Source organism: Gordonia aurantiaca (genome assembly GCF_039939235.1).
Classification (GTDB): domain Bacteria; phylum Actinomycetota; class Actinomycetes; order Mycobacteriales; family Mycobacteriaceae; genus Gordonia.
Genome location: NZ_JBDUUF010000001.1, coordinates 239720 through 261567 on the forward strand (window position 1 = coordinate 239720; position 21848 = coordinate 261567).

Genomic DNA, 21848 nt, shown 5'->3' on the forward strand with positions numbered 1-21848 from the left:
TGTCGGCTCAGGTGTCGGAGAGCTCGGCCTCCACCTCGTCGTCGGTCAGCGAGACGACCTCGAGCAGGACCTCCGCGACGGCGTCGGCGCGGGGGCCCTCGAGGGCGGTGAGTCGTTCGGCGAGCCCCGCGATGGTGCGGTGGGCGAAGACGTCGGCGACGGTGAGCCCCGGGGCGTCGAGCCAGGACCGCATCAGCGCGACGAGTCGGGTGGCCTGCACCGAGTCGCCGCCGAGCGCGATGAAGTCCTCGGTCACGCCGATCGGCCGGGCCGACAGGACCTCGGCGAAGATCACCACGAGAGCCTTCTCGAGCGGGGTGCGCGGGGCGACCACCGACTCCGCCTCGTCGGAGGTGTCGACGAGGGCCGCGACCGCCTTGCGGTCGTACTTGCCGTTCGGGGTGAGCGGGAGTGCATCGAGCACCGTGACCGACCGCGGGATCATGTGCGGTGGAAGAGCTTCGGACAGCCCGGCGAGCAGGGACTCCTCGGTGACCGGAGGTCGGTGGTCGGCCGCGGGCGTGACGGCGGCCCGCAGGTGGCGGCCGTCGGACCAGGTGACCGCCGAGCCGACCCCGGGCAGGCCGAGCAGACCGGCCTCGACCTCGCCGAGCTCGACGCGGTGGCCGCGGACCTTGACCATGTGGTCGGCGCGACCGAGGAAGTCGAGGAACCCGCCGGGCAGATACCGTGCGAGATCGCCGGTGCGGTACCAGCGTTCGCCGTCGACCGTGACGAATCGGTCCGCGGTGCGCTCCGGGTCGCCGCGATATCCGTCGGCGACGCCGGCGCCGCCGATCCACAACTCACCGGGCACGAGATCGGGCCGGTCGCGGCCGATCTCGTCGACGACGCGGCATCGGACTCCGCGCAGCGGGACGCCGTAGGGCACGAACGCCATGCCGGCGGGGACGTCGGGCGCCTCGCAGATGGTCGAGTGGATCGCGGTCTCGGTCGTGCCGCCGAGACCGGCGACGCGGCAGTCGGGCAGCTGTGCACCGACGCGGTCGAGCAACGAGACGTCGACCTTGTCGCCGCCCATGATGATCATACGCATCGACTCCGGCAGAGCGCCGATGTCGAGGATCATGCCCAGGATCGACGGGACGCAGTTGAGGACCGAGACCCGGTGCTCGCCGAGCAGGCGCACCCAGTCGTCGACCCTGGTCCGTTCGTCGTCGCCGGGCACCACGACGGCGCCGCCGACGGCGAGCAGGCCGAAGATGTCGAAGACGGACAGGTCGAACTCGAGCGAACTCACCTGCAGGGCACGGTCGTTCTCGCCGAGGTCGTAGCGGTCCACCAGATCGGTGAGGGTGGCGACGGCGGCGCGGTGCGGAACCTGGACGCCCTTGGGCAGACCCGTCGACCCGGAGGTGAACAGGACGTAGGCGAGGTCGTCGCCGGAGACCGCGACCGGCCGGATCGGAACGGAGGTTCGCGCCGCCGCGAGATCGAGGACGGCGGCGCCGGTTTCGCCGCCCACCCACGCGTCGGGATCGTCCGTGAGGACCGCGCGCGGGGTGGCGATGGAGACGATGCGGTCGCGGCGGGCGGCCGGCTGGGTGGGCGCGATCGGCACGTAGGCGGCGCCGGCGGCGAGGGCTGCGAGCGCCGCCACGACCTGGTCGCCGCTCTTGGGGAGGTTGATGATCACGGTGTCGCCGGGGCCGACGCCCGCCGCCGCGAGCGCGCCGGCGACCCGCAGCGCCTCGTCGGCGAGTTCGCCGTGGGTCCAGGTGCGGGCGTCGGTGAGTACTGCCGGGTTGTCGGGGCGGCTCGCGGCGCGCGCGAAGAAGGTGTGGTGCAGCGTGCCGTCGAAGACAGTGCTCGACGGGAGCGGCTGCTCGACCGAGAGTCGCTGTGCGCGAACCTCATCGGTCACCGGATCGGGGGCGGGGACGTCCCACTCGCCGTCGACGAGCAGGATGAGGATCTCGACGTAGTGGTCGAACATCGCACGGGCGGTGGCCTCGTCGAGGTCGGAGACGCGGACGTCCCAGTTGAGGAGCAGGCCGCCGGCGATCTCGGTCACCTGCGCGTCGAGTAGGACCTGCGGTCCCTGGGAGACGATCCAGGCCGGGTTGCCGAGCACGTCGGAGGCCTGTGCGGAGAACAGGTCGCCGAGGCCGAGCGCACTGGTGAACACCACCGGTGAGACCACGGCTTCGCCTCGGGCGCGACCGATTTCACGCAAGACGTCGAGACCGCTCATCGACCCGTGCGCGGCGGCCTCGTGCATCGACGCGCGCATCCGGCGTGCGCGCTCGGCGAGGGTCGCCGGCTCGCTCAGGTCGACGTCGACGAGGATCGACGAGGTGAAGTCGCCGACGACGCGCTCGACGTCGGGGTGGATCTGCGGCCGGTCGAACAGCGGGACGGTGAGCAGGAAGCGTGGGCTCGCCGAGTGGGTGCCCACGGCCTCGGCGAAGGCGGCGGCCACTGCGGCCGCGGGGGTCACGCCCCGGCGGTGCGCATGCTCTTCGAGGCGCTTCCAGTCCGATGCCGAGACCGAGTGGTGCAGACGGACGCTGCGCGGTTCGACCTCACCGCGCTGGGCGCGTTCGTCGAGCGGGAGCTCCGGCGGACCGGGCATCGCGGGGATGCGTTCGCACCACCAGGCGCGGTCCTCCTCACGGATCTCGCGGCCGGTGCGATCGGCGGTGATGGCAGGGTAGGTGATGCCCAGTTCGGGCAGGGTCTCGCCGCGGTACAGGCGCGCGAAGTCGTCGACGAGCACGCGATAGCTCATCGCGTCCGCGGCGATCATGTCGACGTCGAGGTGGACGCGGGTCGCGTCGCCGGGCAACAGGCTCAGTTCGGCGCGGATGACCGCACCCTCCTCGACCGGCAGGGTGCGATGGGTGCCGTGGTCGCGCTTCTCGGCGAGGATCGCGTCGATCATCTCCGCCGACCGGGTGCGCAGATCGTGGACCGCGATCGCCTCGGGGTGGGCGGGTCCGACGACCTGGGTGCCGTCGGGCAGGACACGCACGCGCAGCATCGGGTGCCGCTCGATGAGTTGCGCCATCGCGGTTCGGAAGCGGTCGGGCTCGATGCCGTGGCCGTCGAACTCGATGTAGAGGTGTGCGGCGACGTTGCCGAACGCGTGGCTGTCGCTACGTCCGATCCAGTAGGCATGCTGCATCGGGGCGAGCGGGAAAGGCGTTGTGGGGTCGATGGTTTGCGCGGTGTTCGACGCCTGTTGCGTCGGTGGCGTCGCGCCGGACGGCGTCGCGGCGCCACCGAGCAGCTCCGACCATGCGGCGAGGGTTGGTGAGGCGGCGAGGCGGGCGAAGTCGATGTCGATGCCGCGTTTCCGCCAGCTGCCGGCCAGGCGCATCATCCGCAGGGAGTCGAGGCCCTGGGCGATCAGGTCGGTGTCGGGATCGAGGGATTCGGCCGCCACGCCGAGAACCGCGGCCACCTCGGCCCGGATGTCCGGCCCGCCGGGTGTGGCGCCGGCGGCGGGGGCCGCCGCGTCGGTCGCGCAGATCAGGGCCGTCCAGGCGGCGAGGGTGGGTGAGGCGGCGAGGCGGGCGAAGTCGATGTCGATGCCGCGCTTCCGCCAGCTGCCGGCCAGGCGCATCATCCGCAGGGAGTCGAGGCCCTGGGCGATCAGGTCGGTGTCGGGATCGAGGGCGTCGGGGGTCAGGCCCAGCATCGCCGCCACGTCCTTGCGGACCTCGGTCGGGGTGACGGAGTCCGCGACGGGCTGTGTCGTCCGGGAGTTCGTGACCATCAGCGGGTGATGCCTCTCCAAGGTCGGGACACGGTGTTCGCGCCGGCTGCCTGCAATTTTGGGTAGGGTCTGCTTAGTCGTCGGGCCGCTCGGCGGACTCGTGCCGAAGATCTCGCAGGTCCGCGGGATTTCCGCTGATACGGGCCGACAATTGCTTAGGTTAGCCTAAGTTATACGCTGCCGTCCCACCAGATGACCTCGGTCACGCATCGATCCCGCGGGACGACCCCTTGTGCGTGATGAAGATTAGGCTAACCTACCCTTCTGTGTGAGTGCGATGCCGGTCCGGCACACCCGGTTCTCGGGTAGGCGTGCGCCGCGCCCGGGCATCCATGACGACGAGGCAACCGACGCAGAGGTCGGAGAGAATGGGGTACGAATGTCGCAGGCCGGTGTGGTGCTGAAGGAATCGGGATCGACGAACATCCTCGCCGCCACAGTGCGAGAGGCCATGCTGGCCGGGGACACCACCCTGTCCGTGCTCGATTCGGACTCCGGCGAGTGGGTGACCCTGCCCTGGCGTGACGTCCACGCGCGCGCCGAGCAGATCGCTGTCCGCCTTCTCGACGAGAGTCCCCTGCACGAGCCCCTGGCCCTCGGCCTCATCGGGGATCCGACCGTCGACCTGATAGCCGCCATCCAGGGCGCCTGGCTCGCCGGGGTGCCGATCAGCATCCTCCCCGGCCCCATCCGCGGCGCCGACGAGAAGCGGTGGGCGGAGAACACATACGAGCGTTTCGTCTCCATCGGCGTCGGCACGGTCCTGGGCAGCGGCACCCAACTCGACCTGCTCGCCGAGATCGATGGTCCGTTGCGGATCGCCGGGGTCGGCGAATACGGACGCGACGCGGACACCGCCGGGTTCAGCGCCCGCAACTGCAGTTCGAACACCGTGGCGGTCCTGCAGGGCACCGCGGGGTCGACCGGCGACCCGAAGACCGCGGTCCTCACGGCCTCCGCGGTGTACTCGAACGCGATCGAGCTGGTGAGCCGTCTCGGCATGCATCGCACCCGCGACACCGGTTTCAGCTGGTTGCCGCTCTATCACGACATGGGCCTGATGTTCCTGGTCGCGGGGATGACCACCGGCATCCCGGCCTACATCGTGCCCAACACGGCCTTCGCCGCCGCCCCGTTCAAGTGGATGCAGTGGCTCACCGAGACCAGGGCGACCGTCACCGCCGCGCCGAACTTCGCCTACGACATCCTCGGGCGCTACGGAAAACTGCTGCGCGACATCGACCTGTCGAACCTGCGTGTCGCGATCAGCGGCGGCGAGCCGATCGACGCCGACGCCTTCGAGAAGTTCCTCGACGCCGTCGAGCCCTTCGGCTTCGCCCGGAACGCGGCCGCGCCGGCATACGGTATGGCGGAGGCCGCCTGCGCGGTCACCATGCCGGCGGTCGGCGAGGGCGCGCACTACGACGATGTGACCGTGACCCCGCCCGACGGTGGCGAACCGCTGCGTCGTCGATACGCGATTCTCGGAAAGCCGCTGGGCGGCATGCAGGTTCGCATCGTCGAGCCGAACACAGATGTTCCCCGTATCGACGGCCGCTCCGTGGGCCACGTGGAGATCCGTGGCACCTCGATGATGCGCGGCTACCTCGGCGGTGCCGATCTCGGTGAGGGGGAATGGTTCTCCACAGGTGACCTCGGTTATCTGATCGATGACCGCCTGGTCATCTGTGGACGGGCCAAGGAGGTCATCATCGTCGCCGGCCGCAACCTCTTCCCGACCGAGATCGAACGTGCCGCAGCGGAAGTGGCGGGCGTGCGCCGCGGCGGCGTCGTCGCGATGGCGCGCGGCGAGGGCTCGTCCCGTCCGGGCCTGGTCATCATCGCGGAATACAAGGGCAGCGAGTTCGACAAGGCGCGCTCGGAGGTGATGAGCGAGGTCGCCTCTGCCTGCGGCATCGTGCCCGCCGACGTGATCTTCGTGGCACCAGATTCGGTGCCGCGCACCACTTCCGGGAAGATCCGCCGCCTCGAGACCCGGCAGATGGTCGAGGGCGGCCGTCTTGCCCCGATCGACCGGGCCGGGGAGCAGGAGTGAGCGCAACGCTGACGAAGGGCCGGGGCCTGCCGGGCGCCGTCCTCAAGCTGCTGGGCGGCGATGATTTCGAGCTCACCGTCACCGGCACCCGGGTGGTCACCGATCACTATGTGCGCCTGACGTTCACCGGTGGCGGGCTCCTGCACAAGCGTGCCCTCCACCCGACCATGTGGATCCGGATGTGGTTCGACGACGCGGGCAGGCTGCACCAGCGCGGCTACACGCTCGTCGATGCCGATCCCGACGCCGACACCTTCGCCGTCGAGTTCGCGATCCACGATGGCATCGCCGCACGCTGGGCGCAACAGGCGCAGGTCGGTGACACGATCAACGTCACCGTCATGGGCTCGAAGTTCGCCATGCCGGACGGGGTTCGCGGCTGGCTCATCGCCGGCGACCCCGCCTCGCTGCCCGCGATCAACTCGATCCTCGACGCGATCTCGGCGTCGGACCCGGAGATCCCGGCGCGGATCTGGTTGGAGTACCAGCACGACAGCGACCTGACCCTCCCGGTCCGGTCACGTCCCCAGGACACCGTTGCGTGGGTGGCGCGTGAGCGCGACGGCGGTGCGCTCGTCGACGCCGTGCGTGCCGAGGCCTTCGACGCCTCCGATCACTTCGGCTGGGTCGCACTGGATTCGGTGAGCACCCGCGCGGTTGCCGCGGCGCTGCGGAGCGAATTCGGGATTCCCAAGAAGTCGGTCAAGGCGCAGGCCTATTGGATTCCGGGCCGGCCGTTCAACTGAGCAGAACGGTGTCGCCGGTGGCGCGGCCCTCGCGCCCACCGACCTGCCATCGGGCCTCGAGCGTCTGACCGGCCTTCATTCAGTACTTGGGGTACACATACGTCCAGCCGAGGTGATAGTGCCGACCTGCGGGGACGTATGTCGGCGCGGTCTGTCCATACCAGGCCCTGTGCCCGTTGCCCGGCTCCCACGAGGCGTTGACGGCGGTTCGCACGTTACCCGGTACTCGCCACCTGGTACAGCCGTTGGAGCTGTACTGAGGCTGGGAGAAGTGTGGAATGCTGGTGTGGTAGGTCATCGCGTACTGCGCACCGGTCCACACATGGCCGTTCGTGTGTTTGAAGCACGCTGTCACCCAGCCGTGAGCCGCGGCCTGCGCTGGTGCGGCGACTGTCGTCGACGCGATTGCGGTTCCGGTGATGACCACGAGTCCGACGATGAATCGCGCGACGGTGAGACCTATTCGGTTCATGGGGTGCAATCTCCTTGGTGACCGAACGCGTACGGGTGAGCCCCGTATCACCCGTACGGCGAAGAAGAGTTGGCGACAAGTCGGCACCTCGGGGCCGCGGGTGAAGTGCGAACTTGCGTGGTCGGGTCAGGTGCGGGCGGGTGGTGCCCGCGGCATGGGCCGGATCGGATATCCGACTGATCAGGTGGTGCGCGATCGCCGGAGAACTTCGGCGATTCCGCAAGGTTACCGCTGCAATGCATCGATATGTGCTGATCGGGAGTGGTCTGTTCAGACGAAAAACACCTGCATCGCTGCGTTTGGTGGAAGCATGGTTCGCCGAACCATCTGTTGGTCCGAACGGTGGGACGAAGTCGCTTCAACCTATCTCGAACACCACGGGCGCATGATCGCTGGCGCCCTTGGCCTTTCGGGCGTCACGGTCGACGTGCGCGCCCATGATCCGGGTGTCGAGCGCGGGCGAGCAGAACGCGTAGTCGATGCGCATCCCCTCGTCGCGCGGGAACCGTAGCTGTGTGTAGTCCCAGAACGTGTACCCCGGTGCGTAGGGGAGCGCCGAGTCGACCAGTCCCGCATCCAGGAACCGCCGCACCGCGGCGCGTTCCGGTTCGGTGACGTGTGTGCGGCCCAGGAAGTATTCGGTGTCCCAGACATCCTGGTCTCGCTGTGCGACGTTCCAGTCGCCGGCCAGCATCATCTCCGCCGCCGGATCGTGGGCCAGGCGCAAGACGATGTGATCGGCGAGGGCGTCGAGCCAGCGCAGCTTGTAGTCGTAATGCGGGTGCTCGGGGGTGCGGCCGTTGGGGATGTACAGGCTCCAGACCCGCACCCCGGCGCACACCGCGGAGATCGCCCGCGCTTCCCGGATCGGCTGGTCATCGACCGGGTGGGTGGGCACGCCGTCGAAGGCGATCTCGACGTCGTCCAGACCCACCCGCGAAGCGATCGCGACGCCGTTGTACGCGCCCTGGCCGACGTGCGCGACGTCGTAGCCGGCGGCCAGGAAACTCATGAGTGGGAACGCGTCATCGTGACACTTGGTCTCCTGCATGGCCAGGACGTCGACGTCGGCTTGTTCCATCCACGCGACAACCGATTCCGAACGGGCTCGGATCGAATTGACGTTCCAGGTGGCGAAACGCATTCAGTGGTCCTCCCCGGTGGACGACTCGGTCGCGAGGTCCGCGACCGCCACACCCGCCTCCTGCCACCGGGACCGGACCGCGGCGAGGCGCGACGAGGAGGTCGACAAGATGACGGCGAAACCTCGTCCGGCGTCGCGGTAGTGGTCCCGGTAGAAGTCGACCGACTCGGCGAACCAGTCGAACCCGGATCGGTCGTCATCGAGCAGACGATGGGCCTGGGTGATGTGGACGACGATGGTGTCCGGGACACGGCCCTCGGCATCGGGCGCGTCGAGGTCGCGCATGCAGTCGTCGAAGGCGTCCTTGTTGCGGCCGAAGTGATCGGGGAACCCCCAGACCCGTGCGAACGACGTGTACAGGCCGCCGAGCGTCGTCGCGGTGGTGCCGCTGACCGTGCGCACACGTGCATCCGGACCGGGGGCGGGAAGATCGGCGACGGTGGTGACGGCAACCGCCGGCCCGCCCGACGCCGCGGCGTCGAGGAATCGGCGCAGAGCCCGCGCCCGGGATTCGTCCTGTGGGCCGCCGGTATTCGGCCCGCTGTCATTCGGCTCGCGGGAATTCGGCCCGCTGGAATTCGACTGGGTCATGACGGTCCCCGGATCTTGACGAACGTGCGGTAGTGATCGGCGGTGTACCAGGCGGAGCCGTCGCTGCCGGTGACGATGCGCTCGGCGTCTCGGCCCCGGTTGGGCGCCTTGGGATTGACGTCCCACTCCCGGTACGTGACGCGGCGGCCGCCGGAATCCGTGCGCGGCAGCAGACCCTCGTTGTTGCGGAAGGTCACGCCGCCCTTGGTGCCCGGGGCGTTGGCGGCCTCCGGCCACTCACCCGCGTCGATGTATGCGAGAGTGCGTAGAACGTGTGCCGGGATCGCCGGGTTCGCGGCGGAGGCGCGGAACCCCCTGCTCGTCGGCGCTGTGTTCGTCGGCGCTGTGCTCGTCGGCGCTGTACCCTTCAGCGTCGTCCTGCGCGTGGCCGACGCCTTCTTCGACGCCCCCTCGGACGTCGGCGTGGCCGTCGGCGGGGCGACCTTCGACGGGGCGACCTTCGACGGGGTCGACACCGCGACGGTGCGTGTTCCGTCGTCCTCCGAGCCGCTGTTGTTGATCAGCCACGTGATCCCGACGACCACGCCGATCAGCACGAACGCGACCGCAGTGACGACAGCCTGCCGCTGCCGTTGGGCGGCCGACCGTGTCGAGCCGGCCATCAGCGGTTCCCGGCGGGGTCGGTGGGGATGTCCGGGGTGAGGTACCGGTAGGTGTGGTGCAACCCGAAACCGAGTCGCCGGTACCACGAACCCGCGAGCCGGTTCGTGGTCTCGACCTGCAGGTAGGCGGATTCGGCGCCGTTCTCCAGCCCCCAGGTCACGAGTGCCTTGAGCACCTGCGTGGACAACCCCTCGCCCCGACGGCGCGGGTCGGTCCAGAGTGCCGTGAGCCCCAACCACTTCCGGCCATCGGTCGCCTCGGTGACCACACCCCGGCCGATCGACGCCGGGGCGTCTCCCGGCGGATCCGCGTCGATCCGCGCGAACACCGGCGGTCCCTCGCCCGCGGTCACGACGGCGCGCACGGCCTCGGTGTCGTCTGTCGTGCGGGTGCCGGCGTAGGCGACCAGCCAGTCCGGGGCGGGGACGTCGGTGAGAACGACTGCCGCCGAAGAGGTCTCGGACAGGGCCTCGGCGAGGGAGGCGAGGTCGCAGGTGAGGGCCTGGACCTCGATGTCCTCGACGCCGCTGATGGTCGACGCCTTCATCAGCCGGTCCGGTAGGGCGAGCAGCGGCGGCAGGTCGTGCTCGGCGTACCAGCGGGCGATCCGTTGCAGCGTCTCCAGGTCGGCGCGGGCCGACATCTCCAGCGGCAGGGCCGAATTCGCCCGTCGCGAGAATCCGCGACCGGCGCGGCAGAACCAGCCCTCGATCCACGTGGTGTCGACGCCGGGCCAGGACCGGGCCCCGACATGTTCCAGCGTGCGGATCTCGCTGTTGCGCACCGGCCGTGCCGACAGCAGTCGCACCGATGTGACCGCGGCGTGTGGAATCGACACGACGTCCCCGTCGCGTTCGAGGCGCAGGGGATCGCCGTCGTCGAGGAGGACGCCGGTGACATCCGACTGCGCCGCGTCGGAATTGCCGCGCCAGTCGGCGGGCGTCGCCTCACCCAGGAGGTACCGCACGACGACGCGGTCGCCGACCACGGCACCCGACAGCGACACACTCACCCCGGTGCCCCTCACCCAGTGCTGTCGATCAGTCTTCGTCGTCGTGGCCGAAGGGGTCGGTGACCGAACCCGGCAGCCAGGCCAGGCCGGGCACACCCCACTTGGCGCGCTTGATCGCCTTTTTCGCGGCGCGCGCGTTGCGGCCGATCAGCACGTCGACGTACAGGAATCCGTCGAGGTGGCCGACCTCATGCTGGAGCATGCGGGCGAAGAATCCGGTGCCCTCGATGACGACCTCGGCGCCGGTGCGGTCCACGCCGGTGACGCGCGCCCAGTCGGCGCGGCCGGTGGGGAACTGCATGCCGGGCACCGACAGGCAACCCTCGTCGTCGTTCTCCGGGTCGGGCATCGTCTCGGGGATCTCCGACGTCTCGAGGACGGGGTTGATCACCTCGCCGCGGCGCCGCTTGCCCGACCGGTCGCCCTCCGGGCAGTCGTAGACGAACATGCGCAGACCCTTGCCGACCTGGTTGGCGGCGAGCCCGACGCCGTGGGCGGCGTCCATGGTCTCGTACATGTCGTCGAGGAGCTTGATGATCTCCTCGGACGGACGGCCGTCCGCGTCGAGCGGAACCGGGGAGGTGGGCTGGTGGAGCACCGGCTCGCCCACGATGCAGATCGGGAGAATCGCCATGTCGATCACCCTACTGCTGCTCAGCGCTCCGGAACGACGGTGGGTAGGACGTCACGGACCGTGTCGCCGACGGGTTCGGGCAGTCCGGGGAACAGCGTCGACCTCCAGTCGATGCTGTCGACGGGTTCGGTCACGACCTCGCCCACGCAGCCGCCCTGCAGCGAGGTCACCACGTTGCGGATGATCGTCGGGTCGCGCATCTCGATGGCGTGGTCGACGCCGGTGTTGGCCAGCGGCACCGGCGAGTAGGCACGGCACTGCGGTGTGCCGTCGAGCCGGCCGTCGGCCCACTCGCCGTCGCTCTGCACCACCGAGTAGCGGGTCGGGCCGGGTGCGTCCGGCCCGGCGTTCAACTTCTTGATCGCAGCTGCGTACATGCAGGTGTCGTAGCCGCCGTCGCGGGGCTGGGAGCACCCTCCGGGTGAGCCGTACTGGGCGGTGCCGATGGCGACGTACTCGTCGACCTTCGCCGACCCGCCGAGGAACTTCAGGTAGTGCCGGGCACCCAGACCGCCCGCGCTGTGCGCGACGATGCCGATTCGCCCGGCGTCCGCGGCCTCGGCGTCGACGACCTTCTCGATCAACCTGGCGTCCGCCGCGACATCGCGTCCGCCGGCGTGCGCGAACACCACCCGGTGGCCGGCCGCGCGAATGGCGTCGGCGAGCGGGCGGAACGTCTGCTCGTTGGCCGCGGCGTCGGCGTAGAGCTGCTGGCCGGGCACGATCACGACGACGTCCGTCGAGGCGGCGGGAGCGGCGACGGCCTGCGGCGCGGCCGACAGGCCGAACGCGGCAAGCGCGGCAGCGGCGCCGGCGATTCCCCGGAGCAGCCCTATTGCCCGGAGCAGCCCTATTCCCCGGAGCAGCTCTGGCGACAATGTCGAGGACATGTGACCCCCGTCCGAGTGGACATCCATGACAGGTGAGGTGAGGCTAACAGTCAGGTGGCGGCAGTGGTGTCGGCACGTCGCGCGTCACACCACGTTCCGAGCGGGTGTGCGTGGTTAGATTGTCTGCGAACCACACCGCTGTGATTCGCCGCCGGCGCACTTCGTCGCCGTCCCTGTCCCGACCGGGACGGGAGGGAGATCCGATACAGGCCGGGGCGGTGTGTGGTCCACGAGTGTTATCGGTGAGGGAGCGAGATGGACGGCGCAGCTGCGCGTAGCCAGAACCAGGGCGAACAACCCACCCCCGAAGTCCAGCTGGATCCTCATGAGGTCGGGGAAGACGGTCTGACGCGTCGGGAGCGCGACATCCTGGCCTTCGAGCGGCAGTGGTGGAAGTACGCCGGCGCCAAGGAAGAAGCCATCAAGGAACTGTTCGGTCTGTCGGCCACCCGGTACTACCAGGTGCTCAACGCGCTGGTCGATCGTCCGGAGGCGCTCGCCGCGGACCCGATGCTCGTCAAGCGGCTCCGCCGTCTGCGCGCCTCGCGCCAGAAGGCCCGTGCGGCTCGCCGTCTCGGCTTCGAGATCACCTAGACGCTGACCAGGGTCGGTCGGTCCAGGTGCGTTAAGGTCGTCGGTGATGAACGCAGACCGTGAGCCCAATCGCCTGCCGTTGCGCGCCGGGGCGATGCTGCTCTTCGCAGTCGCCGTCGTCTTCATCGGGCTCGGCTGGCATTCCGCGGCCACCTCGGGAGGCGACTCGAAGGCCGCCGAGACCACCGCCGTGACGACCCCCTCGACCACCCAGACCACGACCTCGTCGTCGACCGTCGCGGCCGGCACCAAGCGGGTGTGTGTGGTAAACGCCGGTCAGGTGACCGGACTCGCCGGGGATGTCACGGATCTGCTGAGGGACAAGGGCTTCACGATGGGCCGGCCGGGCAACTACACCGGCGGCGGGTTCAGTGAGAACACCATCTTCTACGACACCGACGCGGACAAGGCCCAGGCGGAGCAGATCGCCGAGGTCCTGGGCGGCTCGGTCTCGATCGAGGAACGGCCCGGTTCGTTCACCCAGTGCAAGGGCGGCGTGCCGGTGATCATGGTGACCGCGGTCAGCGGATCCTGACCATCGCGGCAGGTCTATCGTTCTAGGCGATCCCACATACGATCAGCGCGCGGGGAGCCCTCGTCCGCGCAGACGCCGGCCTCGCCCGGCGACAAGCAAACAGTGAACAAGGAGTGACATGTCCGGACGTTCGAAACTCGCTGCGTCGCGCGCTCTCGCCGCGCTGGCTTCCGCGGGACTGATCGGCCTTGCCCTCGCCGGTTGTAGCCCCGATCAGAACCCGACGGATGTGCCCGGCACGACGCCGCCGGTGGTCTCCGACAAGCCGCTGCCCCCGGGCGCGGTCGACGACGTCGACGACGAGCCCAGCGGCCAGATCGCGACCGCCGAGATCAAGGACACCTCCGGCAAGGTCGTCGGCGAGGCCACCCTCACGGCCCCCACCGAGAGCGAGGGGCCGGTCACCGTCAGCGTGCGCATCACCGACGGCGACCTGCCGGCCGGCTTCCACGGCATGCACATCCACGAGAACGGCACCTGCGACGCGGGTTCCGGCGGGTCGCAGGCCTTCACCTCGGCCGGCGGCCACCTGCAGGTCGACGGCAACACCGGCCACCCGTCCAGCGGTGACCTGGTCTCGATTAACATCCTCGAGGACCACACCGGCCGCACCGTGACCACCACCGACGCGGTGAAGCTCGAGCAGGTCTTCGGCAAGGCGCTGATCATCCACGAGAAGCCGGACAACTTCGGCAACATCCCGGCCGACAAGTACCCGGGCGGCCCGAAGGAAGACACCCTCAAGACCGGTGACGCCGGTGCCCGCATCGCGTGCGGCGTCATCGAAGAGCAGGACTAGGACTCGCGGTCGAACGCCGACGAGCGGCCGGCCATGACCCCGATCGAGTTCGACGGATCGCCGGCCCCCACGTTGGGGGTCGAATGGGAATTCGCACTGACCGACAAGGTCACCGGCGATCTGTCGAACTCGGCGGCGGCACTCTTCGCCGCCGTCGGCGAGAATCACCCCGAACGCGCCGGGAAGATCCACAAGGAACTGCTGCGCAACACGGTCGAACTCGTGACCGGCATCTGCCGGACCACGGGTGAGGCCGTCGCCGACCTGACCGACACCATCGGTGTGGTTCGCGTTCTCACCGAGGAGCTCGGCGTCGACCTCTACGGTGCGGGCACCCACCCGTTCGCCGAGTACTCCACCCAACTGCTCACCGAGGGCCACCGGTACGCCGAACTGATCGAGCGCACCCAGTGGTGGGGACGCCAGATGCTCATCTGGGGCGTCCACGTCCACGTCGGCATCAGTCACCGCGAGAAGGTGCTGCCGATCCTCGATTCGCTGCTGAACTTCTATCCGCACCTGCTCGCGCTGTCGGCGTCGTCGCCGATGTGGGCCGGGCAGGACACCGGCTACGCCAGCAACCGGGCGATGATGTTCCAGCAGCTGCCGACCGCCGGGCTGCCCTTCCAGTTCAAGACCTGGGAGGAATTCGAGGCTTTCGTCGCCGACCAGAAGACCACCGGGATCATCGACCATCTCAACGAGATCCGCTGGGACATCCGGCCGTCACCGCACCTGGGCACCATCGAGGTGCGCGTCTGCGACGGCATGACCAACGTGGCCGAGCTGCAGTCCATCGTCGCGCTGATCCACTGTCTCGTCGTCGATCTCGACCGCCGGTTCACCGCCGGCGAGACCCTGCCGACCATGGCGCCCTGGCTGGTCCAGGAGAACAAATGGCGCGCAGCGCGTTACGGGCTCGACGCCATCGTCATCCTCGACGGCGCCTGCCGGGAAGAACTCGTCACCGACGACCTGCACCGTCAGCTCGAACGTCTCCAGCCCGTCGCCCGAGACCTCGAATGCGTCGACGAACTGGAGGGCATCGAGGACATCATCACCCGCGGCGCGAGCTACCAGCGCCAGCGGAAGGTGCACCGGGAGACCCACTCCATGCGTGAGGTGGTCGCGTCGGTGGTCGGCGAACTCGAGGTGGCGCCGAACCGCTAGTCGCGGTCGGGGACCTCCATGTCCCGCTTGTCGATCAGACCGTCGCGGGCGCGCTGCTCCTGGTAGGCCAGCCGCCCGATCCGGTGCGCGACCACCGGTGCGGTGATCAGCGCGAAGAGCCCGGCGAGGATGAGCATCCCGCTGTCGAGGTTGCGACCCAGGCGCACCACGGCCCCGAGCAGGATCATCAAGAGGCCGAACGTCTGCGGCTTGGTCGCGGCGTGCATGCGGCTGAGGGTGTCCGGGAACCGGAGCAGACCGATGGACGCGGTGAGCGCGAGCGTGCACCCGACGAGGATCAACGTCGCGCTGATGATGTCGCCGATCATCGCGGCCTCCTCACTTCTGCCGACGTCACTTCTGATCGTCCCGGACGCGGAAACGGGCGATGGACACCGACCCGACGAAGCTGAGCAGAGCGAGCGCGACGATAGACGGCACCACCGTCGAGTCGCGGCTGTAGGCCGCCCACACACCGAGGCCGCACATGCACAGTGCGATCAGGACGTCGAGCGCGACCAGGCGGTCGAGCGTGGACGGTCCGCGCAACGCGGTGGCCATCGTCAGAATCGCGGCGATCAGCAACACCGCCGTCGCGATCGTCCAGACGACGCTCATGATTCCTTCCGATCTGTGTCGGCCGGGTTGTCGGCGGGTTCGGCCCCGGGCACCGGCTGGATGGGCCGTACGTGGTGGAAGTCCTCGTCGATTCCGTGGTACGGGCTCGGATGCCATTCGCTGTCACGCTCGAAGGCCTTGATGAACATGCGCTCGACGTAGGCGATCTGGTCGTAGAAGGCCCGCACCTTCTTCTCCGACCGCACGTCGAAGACGTGGACGTAGAGCATGCGCCGACGGTGGTCGATCTCGAGGACCATCGTGCCCGGCACCAGGTTCAGGTAGTCGACGGCCAGGGTGAGGACCATGTCGGACTTGATCGCGACCCGCACGCGGATCACCGCGCCCAGCGGCGGCCGGCCGGGTCGGATCGCCATCCACCCGATCTGCACGCTCGACACGAAGAAGTCGCTGACCAGCCGAAGAACCAGCTGCGCCACCGACAACGGGTGGATGCGGCCCTCGACCGGCACCCGGGGGAGCGGCAATAGGGTGAGGATCGCGATCGACAGCACCAGGCCGGCGATGATGTTGGCCCACGACAGCGACCCCCACAACAGGACCCACACGAAGGTCAGCCAGGCGATCGTCCACAGCCGGACCGCGACCTCGCGGCCATCGCCGCCCAGCCACGCGGGCAGCCGGATGTGGTTGCGCAGCCACACCAGCGACGCGGTCAGGTGCCAGACCACGAACAGGAACGACACCCGCCACGTGTTGATGATCAGGGACAGCACCGGACCCTTGGTCGAGACGACGGGCGTGCGCCGCCTCGTTCGGTCGGTCGCGGGTGGGATCGGTCCGAGCGTCATCGCGACTCACCTCCACCCAGCACGGCCTCCAGATACACGCCACGATGCACGACATCGGTGGCGGCGCTGTCGGTGAAGTCGAAGATCGGGCCCGCCCACAGCGTGAGAACCAGGCCGGCGACCACCATCGCGAAGGTGGGCAGCACCATCGCGACCGGCATCCGACCGACGTCCTCGCGGTCGGAGTAGGCGCCGTCGTCGCGCTCGTCGATGAGCGCCGACGGGCCCTGGTCGGCGAGCTCGCCCTCCGGCGCGTCGGCGCGCGGACGCCAGAAGCCCTTGGTCCAGATACGCGCCACCACGTACAGGGTGAGCAGGCTGGTCACGACCGATCCGGCCACCAGGATCCAGGCGAGCACCGAGCCGTTCTGCGCACCCGCCTCGAGCAGCGCCACCTTGCCGATGAAACCGGAGAACGGTGGAATGCCGCCGAGATTCAGGGCGGGCACCAGGAACAGCACGGCCAGCACCGGGCTGGCGATCAGGCCGCCCAGGCGACGCAGCGACGCCGAACCGGCCTGCCGCTCGATGAGGCCCACGACGAGGAACAGCGTGGTCTGCACGAGGATGTGGTGCGCGACGTAGTAGATCGCCGCGGACATGCCCAGCTCCGACGACAGCGCGATGCCGAAGATCATGTAACCGATGTGGCTGACCAGCGTGAACGACAGCAGACGCTTGATGTCGGACTGCGCGATGGCGCCGAAGATGCCCACGAGCATCGTCAACAGGCCGGCGACCATCAGCACCGTGTCCATCGACCCACCCGGGAACAGCAGCGTGTGCGCACGGACGATCGCGTACACACCCACCTTGGTCAGCAAACCGGCGAACACCGCCGTGACCGGAGCGGGTGCGGTCGGGTAGGAGTCGGGCAGCCACGTCGACAGCGGGAACACCGCCGCCTTGATGCCGAACGCCACGAGCAGTACCGCGTACAGCGCGTTGCGGGTGCCGTCGGAGACGTCGTCGAGGCGCACCGCCATCTCGGCCAGGTTCAGCGTGCCGGTGGTCGCGTACGCGAAGGCGATGCCTGCCAGGAAGATCAGCGACGAGACCATCGACACCATCACGTACGACGCGCCGGCCCGGACGCGCTCGGCGCTGGCGCCCAGCGTCAGGAGCACGAAGCTCGCGGTGAGGAGCACCTCGAACGACACGTACAGGTTGAACAGGTCGCCCGCGAGGAACGAGTTGCACACGCCGGCGGTCAGGATCAGGTACGTGGGCAGGAAGATCGATGTCGGCTGTTGAGCCGTGCCGTCGCGGATACCCTGACCGATCGCGTACACGACGACGCACAGCAGCACGATCGTCGACACGACCAGCATGAGCGCGGCCAGCTGGTCGACGACCAGCGTGATGCCCAGTGGACCGTTCGGATAGCCCTTGTCGCCCCAGCCGCCGATCGCGACGGCGAAGGTTCCGTGCTGGTCGGTGAGGTAGAGCAGCATGCCCGACGCGGCGAGCGCGACCGAGATCGCGCCGATCGTGACCACGCGCTGGACGCGCGGGCTGCGGCCCATCAGCAGCGTCAGGGCCGCGGCGAGGAGCGGGACCAGCGTCGGCAGCGTGATGAGGACCGGAATCCAGGAGGGCTGCGGGATCATCGGCCGCCTCCCTCGCTGTCGGTGTCTTTCTGGCCGGCGTTTTTCTTGCCGGGGCCGTCGTCGGTGCCGTCGCTCTCGGACGAGCCGTCGGTGGCCTGGTCGTCGGACGCGGCCCCCTCGGTGATCGGGTCGCCGTCGGCGTCGATGACCCGTGCCTCGTCGGAGTCGTCGTCGGCCACCTTCTCGCCGACGAGATCCGGGTCGCCGGGCGGGAGGTAGGTGTCCTCGTCGTCGCCCTCGTCCTCCGAGCCGAGTTCGTCGACGACGTCGCTGATCGAGTCGGGCATGATGTCCGTCTCGTGCAGCTGGCGGTGACGTTCGGCGACCTCCTCCGGGGTGAGGGGATTGCCCGCGTCGTCGAAGTAGTCGCCGGTCGGGGTGTCCGACAGCGTCACCGGGTCGTCGCTGCGGTCGCGGTCGGGCGCGGTGGTCAGCGAGCCGGTCTTGATCTTGACGTCCTCGGTGTCGTCCTCGACGTCGTCGTCGTCACGGTTGATCACGAACAGCCGGTAGACGAGGGACAGCACGAACGCCGCGACACCCATCGTGATCACGATCGCGGTCAGGACCATCGCCTGAGCCAGCGGATCGGCGTCGCCGGGGCGGCTCTCCGACGTCTGACCGAGGATCGGGGGATTGCCCATGCCGCCGGAGATCACGACGATCATCAGGTTCAGTGCGTTGCCGCACAGCAGCAGGCCGAACAGCATGCGGACGAGGCTGCGTTCCATCAGCAGGTACACGCCGCAGGCGGCCATCGCGCCGACGATCAACAGGAGCGGGAGACTGGTGCTCATCGGGCCACCTGATCCTTCCCGCCGGCGGAGTTCTGGGCATTCGGTTCGTCGGTCCCGGCCGGCACCCGGCCGGAGCGACCGACCGAGATGCTCTGCGACGCGCTCAGCGACCGCAGGCCGCCGCTCGCGACCGTCGACTCGACGTCCAGACGCGCGCCGAGGCTGCGCAGCACGTCGAGGACCAGACCGATGACGATCAGGTAGATGCCGAGGTCGAAGAACAGCGCGGTGACGAACTTGATGTGGCCGAGGACCGGGACGGTGAATTCGAAGACGGCCGACGAGAGGGCGGGCGCGCCGAGGAACAACGACGCCGCGGCCGTCGCGCCCGACGTCGCGAGACCCGCGCCGAGGATGCGTCCGGGTTCGATGGGCAGCGCCTCACCGAGCTCGTAGCGTCCGCCGGCGAGATAGCGCAGCACGAGCGCCAGACCCATCACCAGACCGCCGGCGAAACCGCCGCCGGGCGCGTTGTGACCGGCGTAGAAGAAGTACACCGACAGCACGACCATGGTCGGGAACAGCAGACGGGTCGTCGCCTCGAGGACCATCGACCGGTGCCGCGGATCGCGGAGTCCCGACCCGAGCAGCCAGGTCGTGCGGTCCGGCGGGATCGGGTCGTCGTCATCGTCGTCGCCGCTCAGACCGGCCTGCAGGCGGATCGCGTCGGCCACGCGGGGCGCCGCGCCGAAGCGCCGGTTGCGGAACACCATCGAGGCGACGCCGGTCGCGGCGACGATCAGCACCGACACCTCGCCGAGGGTGTCCCAGGCGCGGATGTCCACCAGCAGCACGTTCACCGCGTTCTTGCCGTGGCCGTACTCGTAGGCGGCCGCCGGCAGGTCGACCTGCAGCGGCTCGGTCGAGCGCGCCGACGCGGCGAACATGCCGATCACGACCAGGGCCGCGCCGAAGGCGAGGCCGATGAGCGCGCGCAGGGGCTTGAACCCGGTGGCGTGCCGCTTCTCCGGCTCGGCGGGGAGCTTGCGCAGCACCAGCACGAAGATCACCAGGGTCAGCGTCTCGACGAGGAACTGGGTGAGCGCGAGATCGGGGGCACCGTAGAGCGCGAACATCATCGCGCATCCGTAGCCGGTCACGCCGACCACCAGCGTCGCCGCGAGACGATTGCGCAGGACCACCGCGGCCACCGACGCGGCGATCATGATGCCGCCGATGACGATCTGCGGCGCGGTCGCCGAGCTGTCGAACTGCAGGCGATCGCGGGCGCCGAGGAACAGCACGATCATCGGCAGCAGGATCGCGGTGCAGAGGATCACGCCCTGGGTGATCGGCAGTGAACCGCGCTGCGTGTTGCGGGTCAGCAGCAACGACACGGTGTCGGCCGAGCGCAGCGCGGCGTCGTAGATCCGGTCGGCGTTGACCAGCGGGCGGTAGCGGAAGAGCAGGTCACGCAGGCGGCGGATGACGATGAACAGGGCCGCGCCGCCGATGATGACGATGATCGAGAACACCACCGGCAGCCCGAAGCCGTGCCAGAGCGCGAGGTGCTCGATCTCGTGGCCGTAGGTGTCCAGCGTCTCGGTGTACGGCTCGAAGAGGTCGCCGATGGGTCCGGGGACCAGGCCCGACGCGACGCCGGCGAGCGCGAGGACCACCGGCGAGATGTAGAACGCCCAGGTCGGCGGGTGCATCTTGGCGACCGCGGGCGACGGCGTGTGACGGACCTTGCGGCCGAACGCGCCCCAGAGGAAGCGCAGCGTGTACGCGCAGGTGATGACCGAACCGAGGAGCAGGACGAGGTCGACGGTGTGTGCCTCGAGGGGAGTGAGCGCACCGGTGTCCCACACCGACGCGAACGCGGTCTCCTTGCCGATGAAACCGAAGGTGAACGGCAGGCCGGCCATGCTCGCGCCCGCGACGGCCGCAGTGATCGCGAGAACCGGGAGCCGATGCCCGAGCCGGGCGAGTTTGCGCACGTCGCGGGTGCCGGTCGCGTGGTCGATGATGCCGACGATCATGAACAGCGATGCCTTGAACATCGCGTGCGCGACGAGCATCGCCAGGCCGGCCATCGCGACGTTGGCGTCACCCATGCCGACCAGCACGGCCATGAAGCCGAGCTGGGAGACCGTGCCGAAGGCGAGGATGAGTTTGAGGTCGAGTTCGCGGAGCGAGCGCCAGCCGCCCAGCACCATCGTGAAGGCGCCGAGACCGACCACGGCGATCTTCCAGCTGGCGGTCATCGAGAACGCGGGCGCGAGGCGCGCGATCAGGTAGATGCCGGCCTTCACCATCGCCGCGGCGTGCAGGTATGCGCTGACGGGGGTGGGGGCGGCCATGGCACCCGGCAACCAGAAGTGGAACGGGACGATGGCCGACTTGCTCAGCGCGCCGATCAGCAGCAGCACGATCGCGATCTCGACGTACACGCCCGACGGCGGCGCGGCGATGATCTCCGAGAGCAGGTAACTGCCGGCCCGTTCGCCCAGCATGATGATGCCGACGAGCATCGCGAGGCCGCCGAAGGTGGTGACCAGCAGCGCCTGGGTCGCCGACCGGCGGGCCGTCGCGCGGACGCCGTAGAAGCCGACCAACATGAACGACAGCACGGTCGTGAGCTCCCAGAACACGTAGAGCACGAGCATGTTGTCGCTGACGACCAGGCCGAGCATGGCGCCGGCGAAGGCGATCATCTCGCCGCCGAACATCGCGACGCGGGGGCGCGGATCGTCGAAGTAGTGGGCGCAGTAGCAGAGGACGAGGGCGCCGACACCGAGGATGAGCACCGACAGGATCGCGGCGAGGGTGTCGAATCTGGTGACGATGTCCATCTGCAGCGACGGAACCCAGTTCACCGTCTCCACGACCGCGGCGCCGGCCTCGTGGTCGGGCCAGTGGAGGATCACCCAGACCAGGCCCCCGAGCGGGGCGAGCGCCAGAAGGTAGAAACCTCGGGTGCCGATCCAGTGGATGACTGCGGGCGCGACGAGCGCACACACTGCCAACGCAGCCAACACAGAAATCAAAAGGGCACTCCG

General features: G+C 69.1%; 20 protein-coding genes. 6 read left to right on the forward strand and 14 right to left on the reverse strand.

Annotation, left to right across the window (positions count from 1 at the left end):
• Positions 1 to 7: 7 nt before the first annotated feature.
• Positions 8 to 3742, reverse strand: a complete 3735-nt coding sequence (locus ABFT43_RS01055; RefSeq protein WP_347958555.1) for a non-ribosomal peptide synthetase — start codon at positions 3740 to 3742, stop codon at positions 8 to 10.
• A 379-nt stretch (positions 3743 to 4121) separates the two neighbouring features.
• Between ABFT43_RS01055 and mbtM the strand changes: the two genes are divergently transcribed.
• A complete protein-coding gene (gene mbtM / locus ABFT43_RS01060) occupies positions 4122 to 5798 on the forward strand; it encodes a long-chain-fatty acid--ACP ligase MbtM (RefSeq protein WP_347958556.1) in 1677 nt (558 codons plus the stop codon).
• The gene (locus ABFT43_RS01065) at positions 5795 to 6544 is read left to right on the forward strand and encodes a siderophore-interacting protein (protein WP_347958557.1); all 750 of its coding nucleotides are present in this window, start codon (positions 5795 to 5797) and stop codon (positions 6542 to 6544) included. The genes mbtM and ABFT43_RS01065 overlap by 4 nt, the downstream gene beginning before the upstream one ends.
• Before the next feature lie 79 nt (positions 6545 to 6623).
• Here the strand turns inward: ABFT43_RS01065 and ABFT43_RS01070 are convergent, their stop codons facing one another.
• From ABFT43_RS01070 to ABFT43_RS01100, 7 genes are all read right to left on the reverse strand, one after another.
• Positions 6624 to 7016, reverse strand: a complete 393-nt coding sequence (locus tag ABFT43_RS01070; RefSeq protein ID WP_347958558.1) for a hypothetical protein — start codon at positions 7014 to 7016, stop codon at positions 6624 to 6626.
• Positions 7017 to 7374: 358 nt separating this feature from the next.
• A complete protein-coding gene (locus tag ABFT43_RS01075; protein WP_347958559.1) occupies positions 7375 to 8160 on the reverse strand; it encodes an exodeoxyribonuclease III in 786 nt (261 codons plus the stop codon).
• A complete protein-coding gene (locus tag ABFT43_RS01080; RefSeq protein ID WP_347958560.1) occupies positions 8161 to 8751 on the reverse strand; it encodes a barstar family protein in 591 nt (196 codons plus the stop codon).
• The gene (locus ABFT43_RS01085; protein ID WP_347958561.1) at positions 8748 to 9374 is read right to left on the reverse strand and encodes a ribonuclease domain-containing protein; all 627 of its coding nucleotides are present in this window, start codon (positions 9372 to 9374) and stop codon (positions 8748 to 8750) included. Before ABFT43_RS01085 ends, ABFT43_RS01080 begins: the two co-directional genes overlap by 4 nt.
• Positions 9374 to 10387: an N-acetylglutamate synthase, CG3035 family gene (locus tag ABFT43_RS01090; protein ID WP_347958562.1), complete on the reverse strand. Its 1014-nt coding sequence runs from the start codon at positions 10385 to 10387 to the stop codon at positions 9374 to 9376. The genes ABFT43_RS01085 and ABFT43_RS01090 overlap by 1 nt, the downstream gene beginning before the upstream one ends.
• Before the next feature lie 28 nt (positions 10388 to 10415).
• A complete protein-coding gene (locus tag ABFT43_RS01095; protein WP_347958563.1) occupies positions 10416 to 11021 on the reverse strand; it encodes a peptide deformylase in 606 nt (201 codons plus the stop codon).
• A gap of 20 nt (positions 11022 to 11041) precedes the next feature.
• The gene (locus ABFT43_RS01100) at positions 11042 to 11911 is read right to left on the reverse strand and encodes an esterase/lipase family protein (protein WP_347958564.1); all 870 of its coding nucleotides are present in this window, start codon (positions 11909 to 11911) and stop codon (positions 11042 to 11044) included.
• Positions 11912 to 12166: 255 nt separating this feature from the next.
• Between ABFT43_RS01100 and ABFT43_RS01105 the strand changes: the two genes are divergently transcribed.
• The 4 genes from ABFT43_RS01105 to ABFT43_RS01120 all read left to right on the forward strand — a co-directional run bounded on the left by ABFT43_RS01105 (position 12167) and on the right by ABFT43_RS01120 (position 15009).
• Positions 12167 to 12505 (forward strand): DUF3263 domain-containing protein, encoded by a 339-nt coding sequence (locus ABFT43_RS01105; protein WP_347958565.1) that lies wholly within the window; start codon positions 12167 to 12169, stop codon positions 12503 to 12505.
• Between the two features lie 46 nt (positions 12506 to 12551).
• Entirely contained in the window at positions 12552 to 13040 is a 489-nt protein-coding gene (locus ABFT43_RS01110; RefSeq protein WP_347958566.1) for a LytR C-terminal domain-containing protein, read from the forward strand.
• Between the two features lie 118 nt (positions 13041 to 13158).
• Positions 13159 to 13839: a superoxide dismutase family protein gene (locus tag ABFT43_RS01115; RefSeq protein WP_347958567.1), complete on the forward strand. Its 681-nt coding sequence runs from the start codon at positions 13159 to 13161 to the stop codon at positions 13837 to 13839.
• A gap of 33 nt (positions 13840 to 13872) precedes the next feature.
• Positions 13873 to 15009 carry a glutamate--cysteine ligase gene (locus ABFT43_RS01120; protein ID WP_347958568.1) on the forward strand — a complete coding sequence of 379 codons (1137 nt, stop codon included), beginning with the start codon at positions 13873 to 13875 and terminating at the stop codon, positions 15007 to 15009.
• On the opposite strand, the gene mnhG is transcribed toward ABFT43_RS01120, so the two are convergent.
• Genes mnhG through ABFT43_RS01150 form a run of 6 tightly spaced genes read right to left on the reverse strand, consistent with a single transcriptional unit; the run spans position 15006 to position 21836 of the window.
• Positions 15006 to 15338, reverse strand: a complete 333-nt coding sequence (mnhG, locus tag ABFT43_RS01125) for a monovalent cation/H(+) antiporter subunit G (protein WP_347958569.1) — start codon at positions 15336 to 15338, stop codon at positions 15006 to 15008. The two genes, ABFT43_RS01120 and mnhG, sit on opposite strands and share 4 nt — an antisense overlap.
• 25 nt (positions 15339 to 15363) lie before the next feature.
• Positions 15364 to 15627, reverse strand: a complete 264-nt coding sequence (locus ABFT43_RS01130; protein WP_347958570.1) for a monovalent cation/H+ antiporter complex subunit F — start codon at positions 15625 to 15627, stop codon at positions 15364 to 15366.
• Positions 15624 to 16439 (reverse strand): Na+/H+ antiporter subunit E, encoded by an 816-nt coding sequence (locus ABFT43_RS01135; protein ID WP_347958571.1) that lies wholly within the window; start codon positions 16437 to 16439, stop codon positions 15624 to 15626. Before ABFT43_RS01135 ends, ABFT43_RS01130 begins: the two co-directional genes overlap by 4 nt.
• Positions 16436 to 18049, reverse strand: coding sequence for a Na+/H+ antiporter subunit D (locus ABFT43_RS01140; protein WP_347958572.1), 1614 nt, complete (start codon positions 18047 to 18049; stop codon positions 16436 to 16438). The genes ABFT43_RS01135 and ABFT43_RS01140 overlap by 4 nt, the downstream gene beginning before the upstream one ends.
• Entirely contained in the window at positions 18046 to 18846 is an 801-nt protein-coding gene (locus ABFT43_RS01145; protein WP_347958573.1) for a Na(+)/H(+) antiporter subunit C, read from the reverse strand. Before ABFT43_RS01145 ends, ABFT43_RS01140 begins: the two co-directional genes overlap by 4 nt.
• Positions 18843 to 21836 (reverse strand): Na+/H+ antiporter subunit A, encoded by a 2994-nt coding sequence (locus tag ABFT43_RS01150; protein WP_347958574.1) that lies wholly within the window; start codon positions 21834 to 21836, stop codon positions 18843 to 18845. The genes ABFT43_RS01145 and ABFT43_RS01150 overlap by 4 nt, the downstream gene beginning before the upstream one ends.
• Positions 21837 to 21848: the final 12 nt, after the last annotated feature.

What these genes read in the sequence shown, in the direction of transcription:
- ABFT43_RS01055 (WP_347958555.1), bottom strand. Translation starts at nt 3,742, where the DNA reads ATGGTCACGAACTCCCGGACGACACAGCCCGTCGCGGACTCCGTCACC.
- mbtM (WP_347958556.1), top strand. Translation starts at nt 4,122, where the DNA reads ATGTCGCAGGCCGGTGTGGTGCTGAAGGAATCGGGATCGACGAACATC.
- ABFT43_RS01070 (WP_347958558.1), bottom strand. Translation starts at nt 7,016, where the DNA reads ATGAACCGAATAGGTCTCACCGTCGCGCGATTCATCGTCGGACTCGTG.
- ABFT43_RS01075 (WP_347958559.1), bottom strand. Translation starts at nt 8,160, where the DNA reads ATGCGTTTCGCCACCTGGAACGTCAATTCGATCCGAGCCCGTTCGGAA.
- ABFT43_RS01080 (WP_347958560.1), bottom strand. Translation starts at nt 8,751, where the DNA reads ATGACCCAGTCGAATTCCAGCGGGCCGAATTCCCGCGAGCCGAATGAC.
- ABFT43_RS01085 (WP_347958561.1), bottom strand. Translation starts at nt 9,374, where the DNA reads ATGGCCGGCTCGACACGGTCGGCCGCCCAACGGCAGCGGCAGGCTGTC.
- ABFT43_RS01095 (WP_347958563.1), bottom strand. Translation starts at nt 11,021, where the DNA reads ATGGCGATTCTCCCGATCTGCATCGTGGGCGAGCCGGTGCTCCACCAG.
- ABFT43_RS01100 (WP_347958564.1), bottom strand. Translation starts at nt 11,911, where the DNA reads ATGTCCTCGACATTGTCGCCAGAGCTGCTCCGGGGAATAGGGCTGCTC.
- ABFT43_RS01105 (WP_347958565.1), top strand. Translation starts at nt 12,167, where the DNA reads ATGGACGGCGCAGCTGCGCGTAGCCAGAACCAGGGCGAACAACCCACC.
- ABFT43_RS01110 (WP_347958566.1), top strand. Translation starts at nt 12,552, where the DNA reads ATGAACGCAGACCGTGAGCCCAATCGCCTGCCGTTGCGCGCCGGGGCG.
- ABFT43_RS01115 (WP_347958567.1), top strand. Translation starts at nt 13,159, where the DNA reads ATGTCCGGACGTTCGAAACTCGCTGCGTCGCGCGCTCTCGCCGCGCTG.
- ABFT43_RS01120 (WP_347958568.1), top strand. Translation starts at nt 13,873, where the DNA reads ATGACCCCGATCGAGTTCGACGGATCGCCGGCCCCCACGTTGGGGGTC.
- mnhG (WP_347958569.1), bottom strand. Translation starts at nt 15,338, where the DNA reads ATGATCGGCGACATCATCAGCGCGACGTTGATCCTCGTCGGGTGCACG.
- ABFT43_RS01130 (WP_347958570.1), bottom strand. Translation starts at nt 15,627, where the DNA reads ATGAGCGTCGTCTGGACGATCGCGACGGCGGTGTTGCTGATCGCCGCG.
- ABFT43_RS01135 (WP_347958571.1), bottom strand. Translation starts at nt 16,439, where the DNA reads ATGACGCTCGGACCGATCCCACCCGCGACCGACCGAACGAGGCGGCGC.
- ABFT43_RS01140 (WP_347958572.1), bottom strand. Translation starts at nt 18,049, where the DNA reads ATGATCCCGCAGCCCTCCTGGATTCCGGTCCTCATCACGCTGCCGACG.
- ABFT43_RS01145 (WP_347958573.1), bottom strand. Translation starts at nt 18,846, where the DNA reads ATGAGCACCAGTCTCCCGCTCCTGTTGATCGTCGGCGCGATGGCCGCC.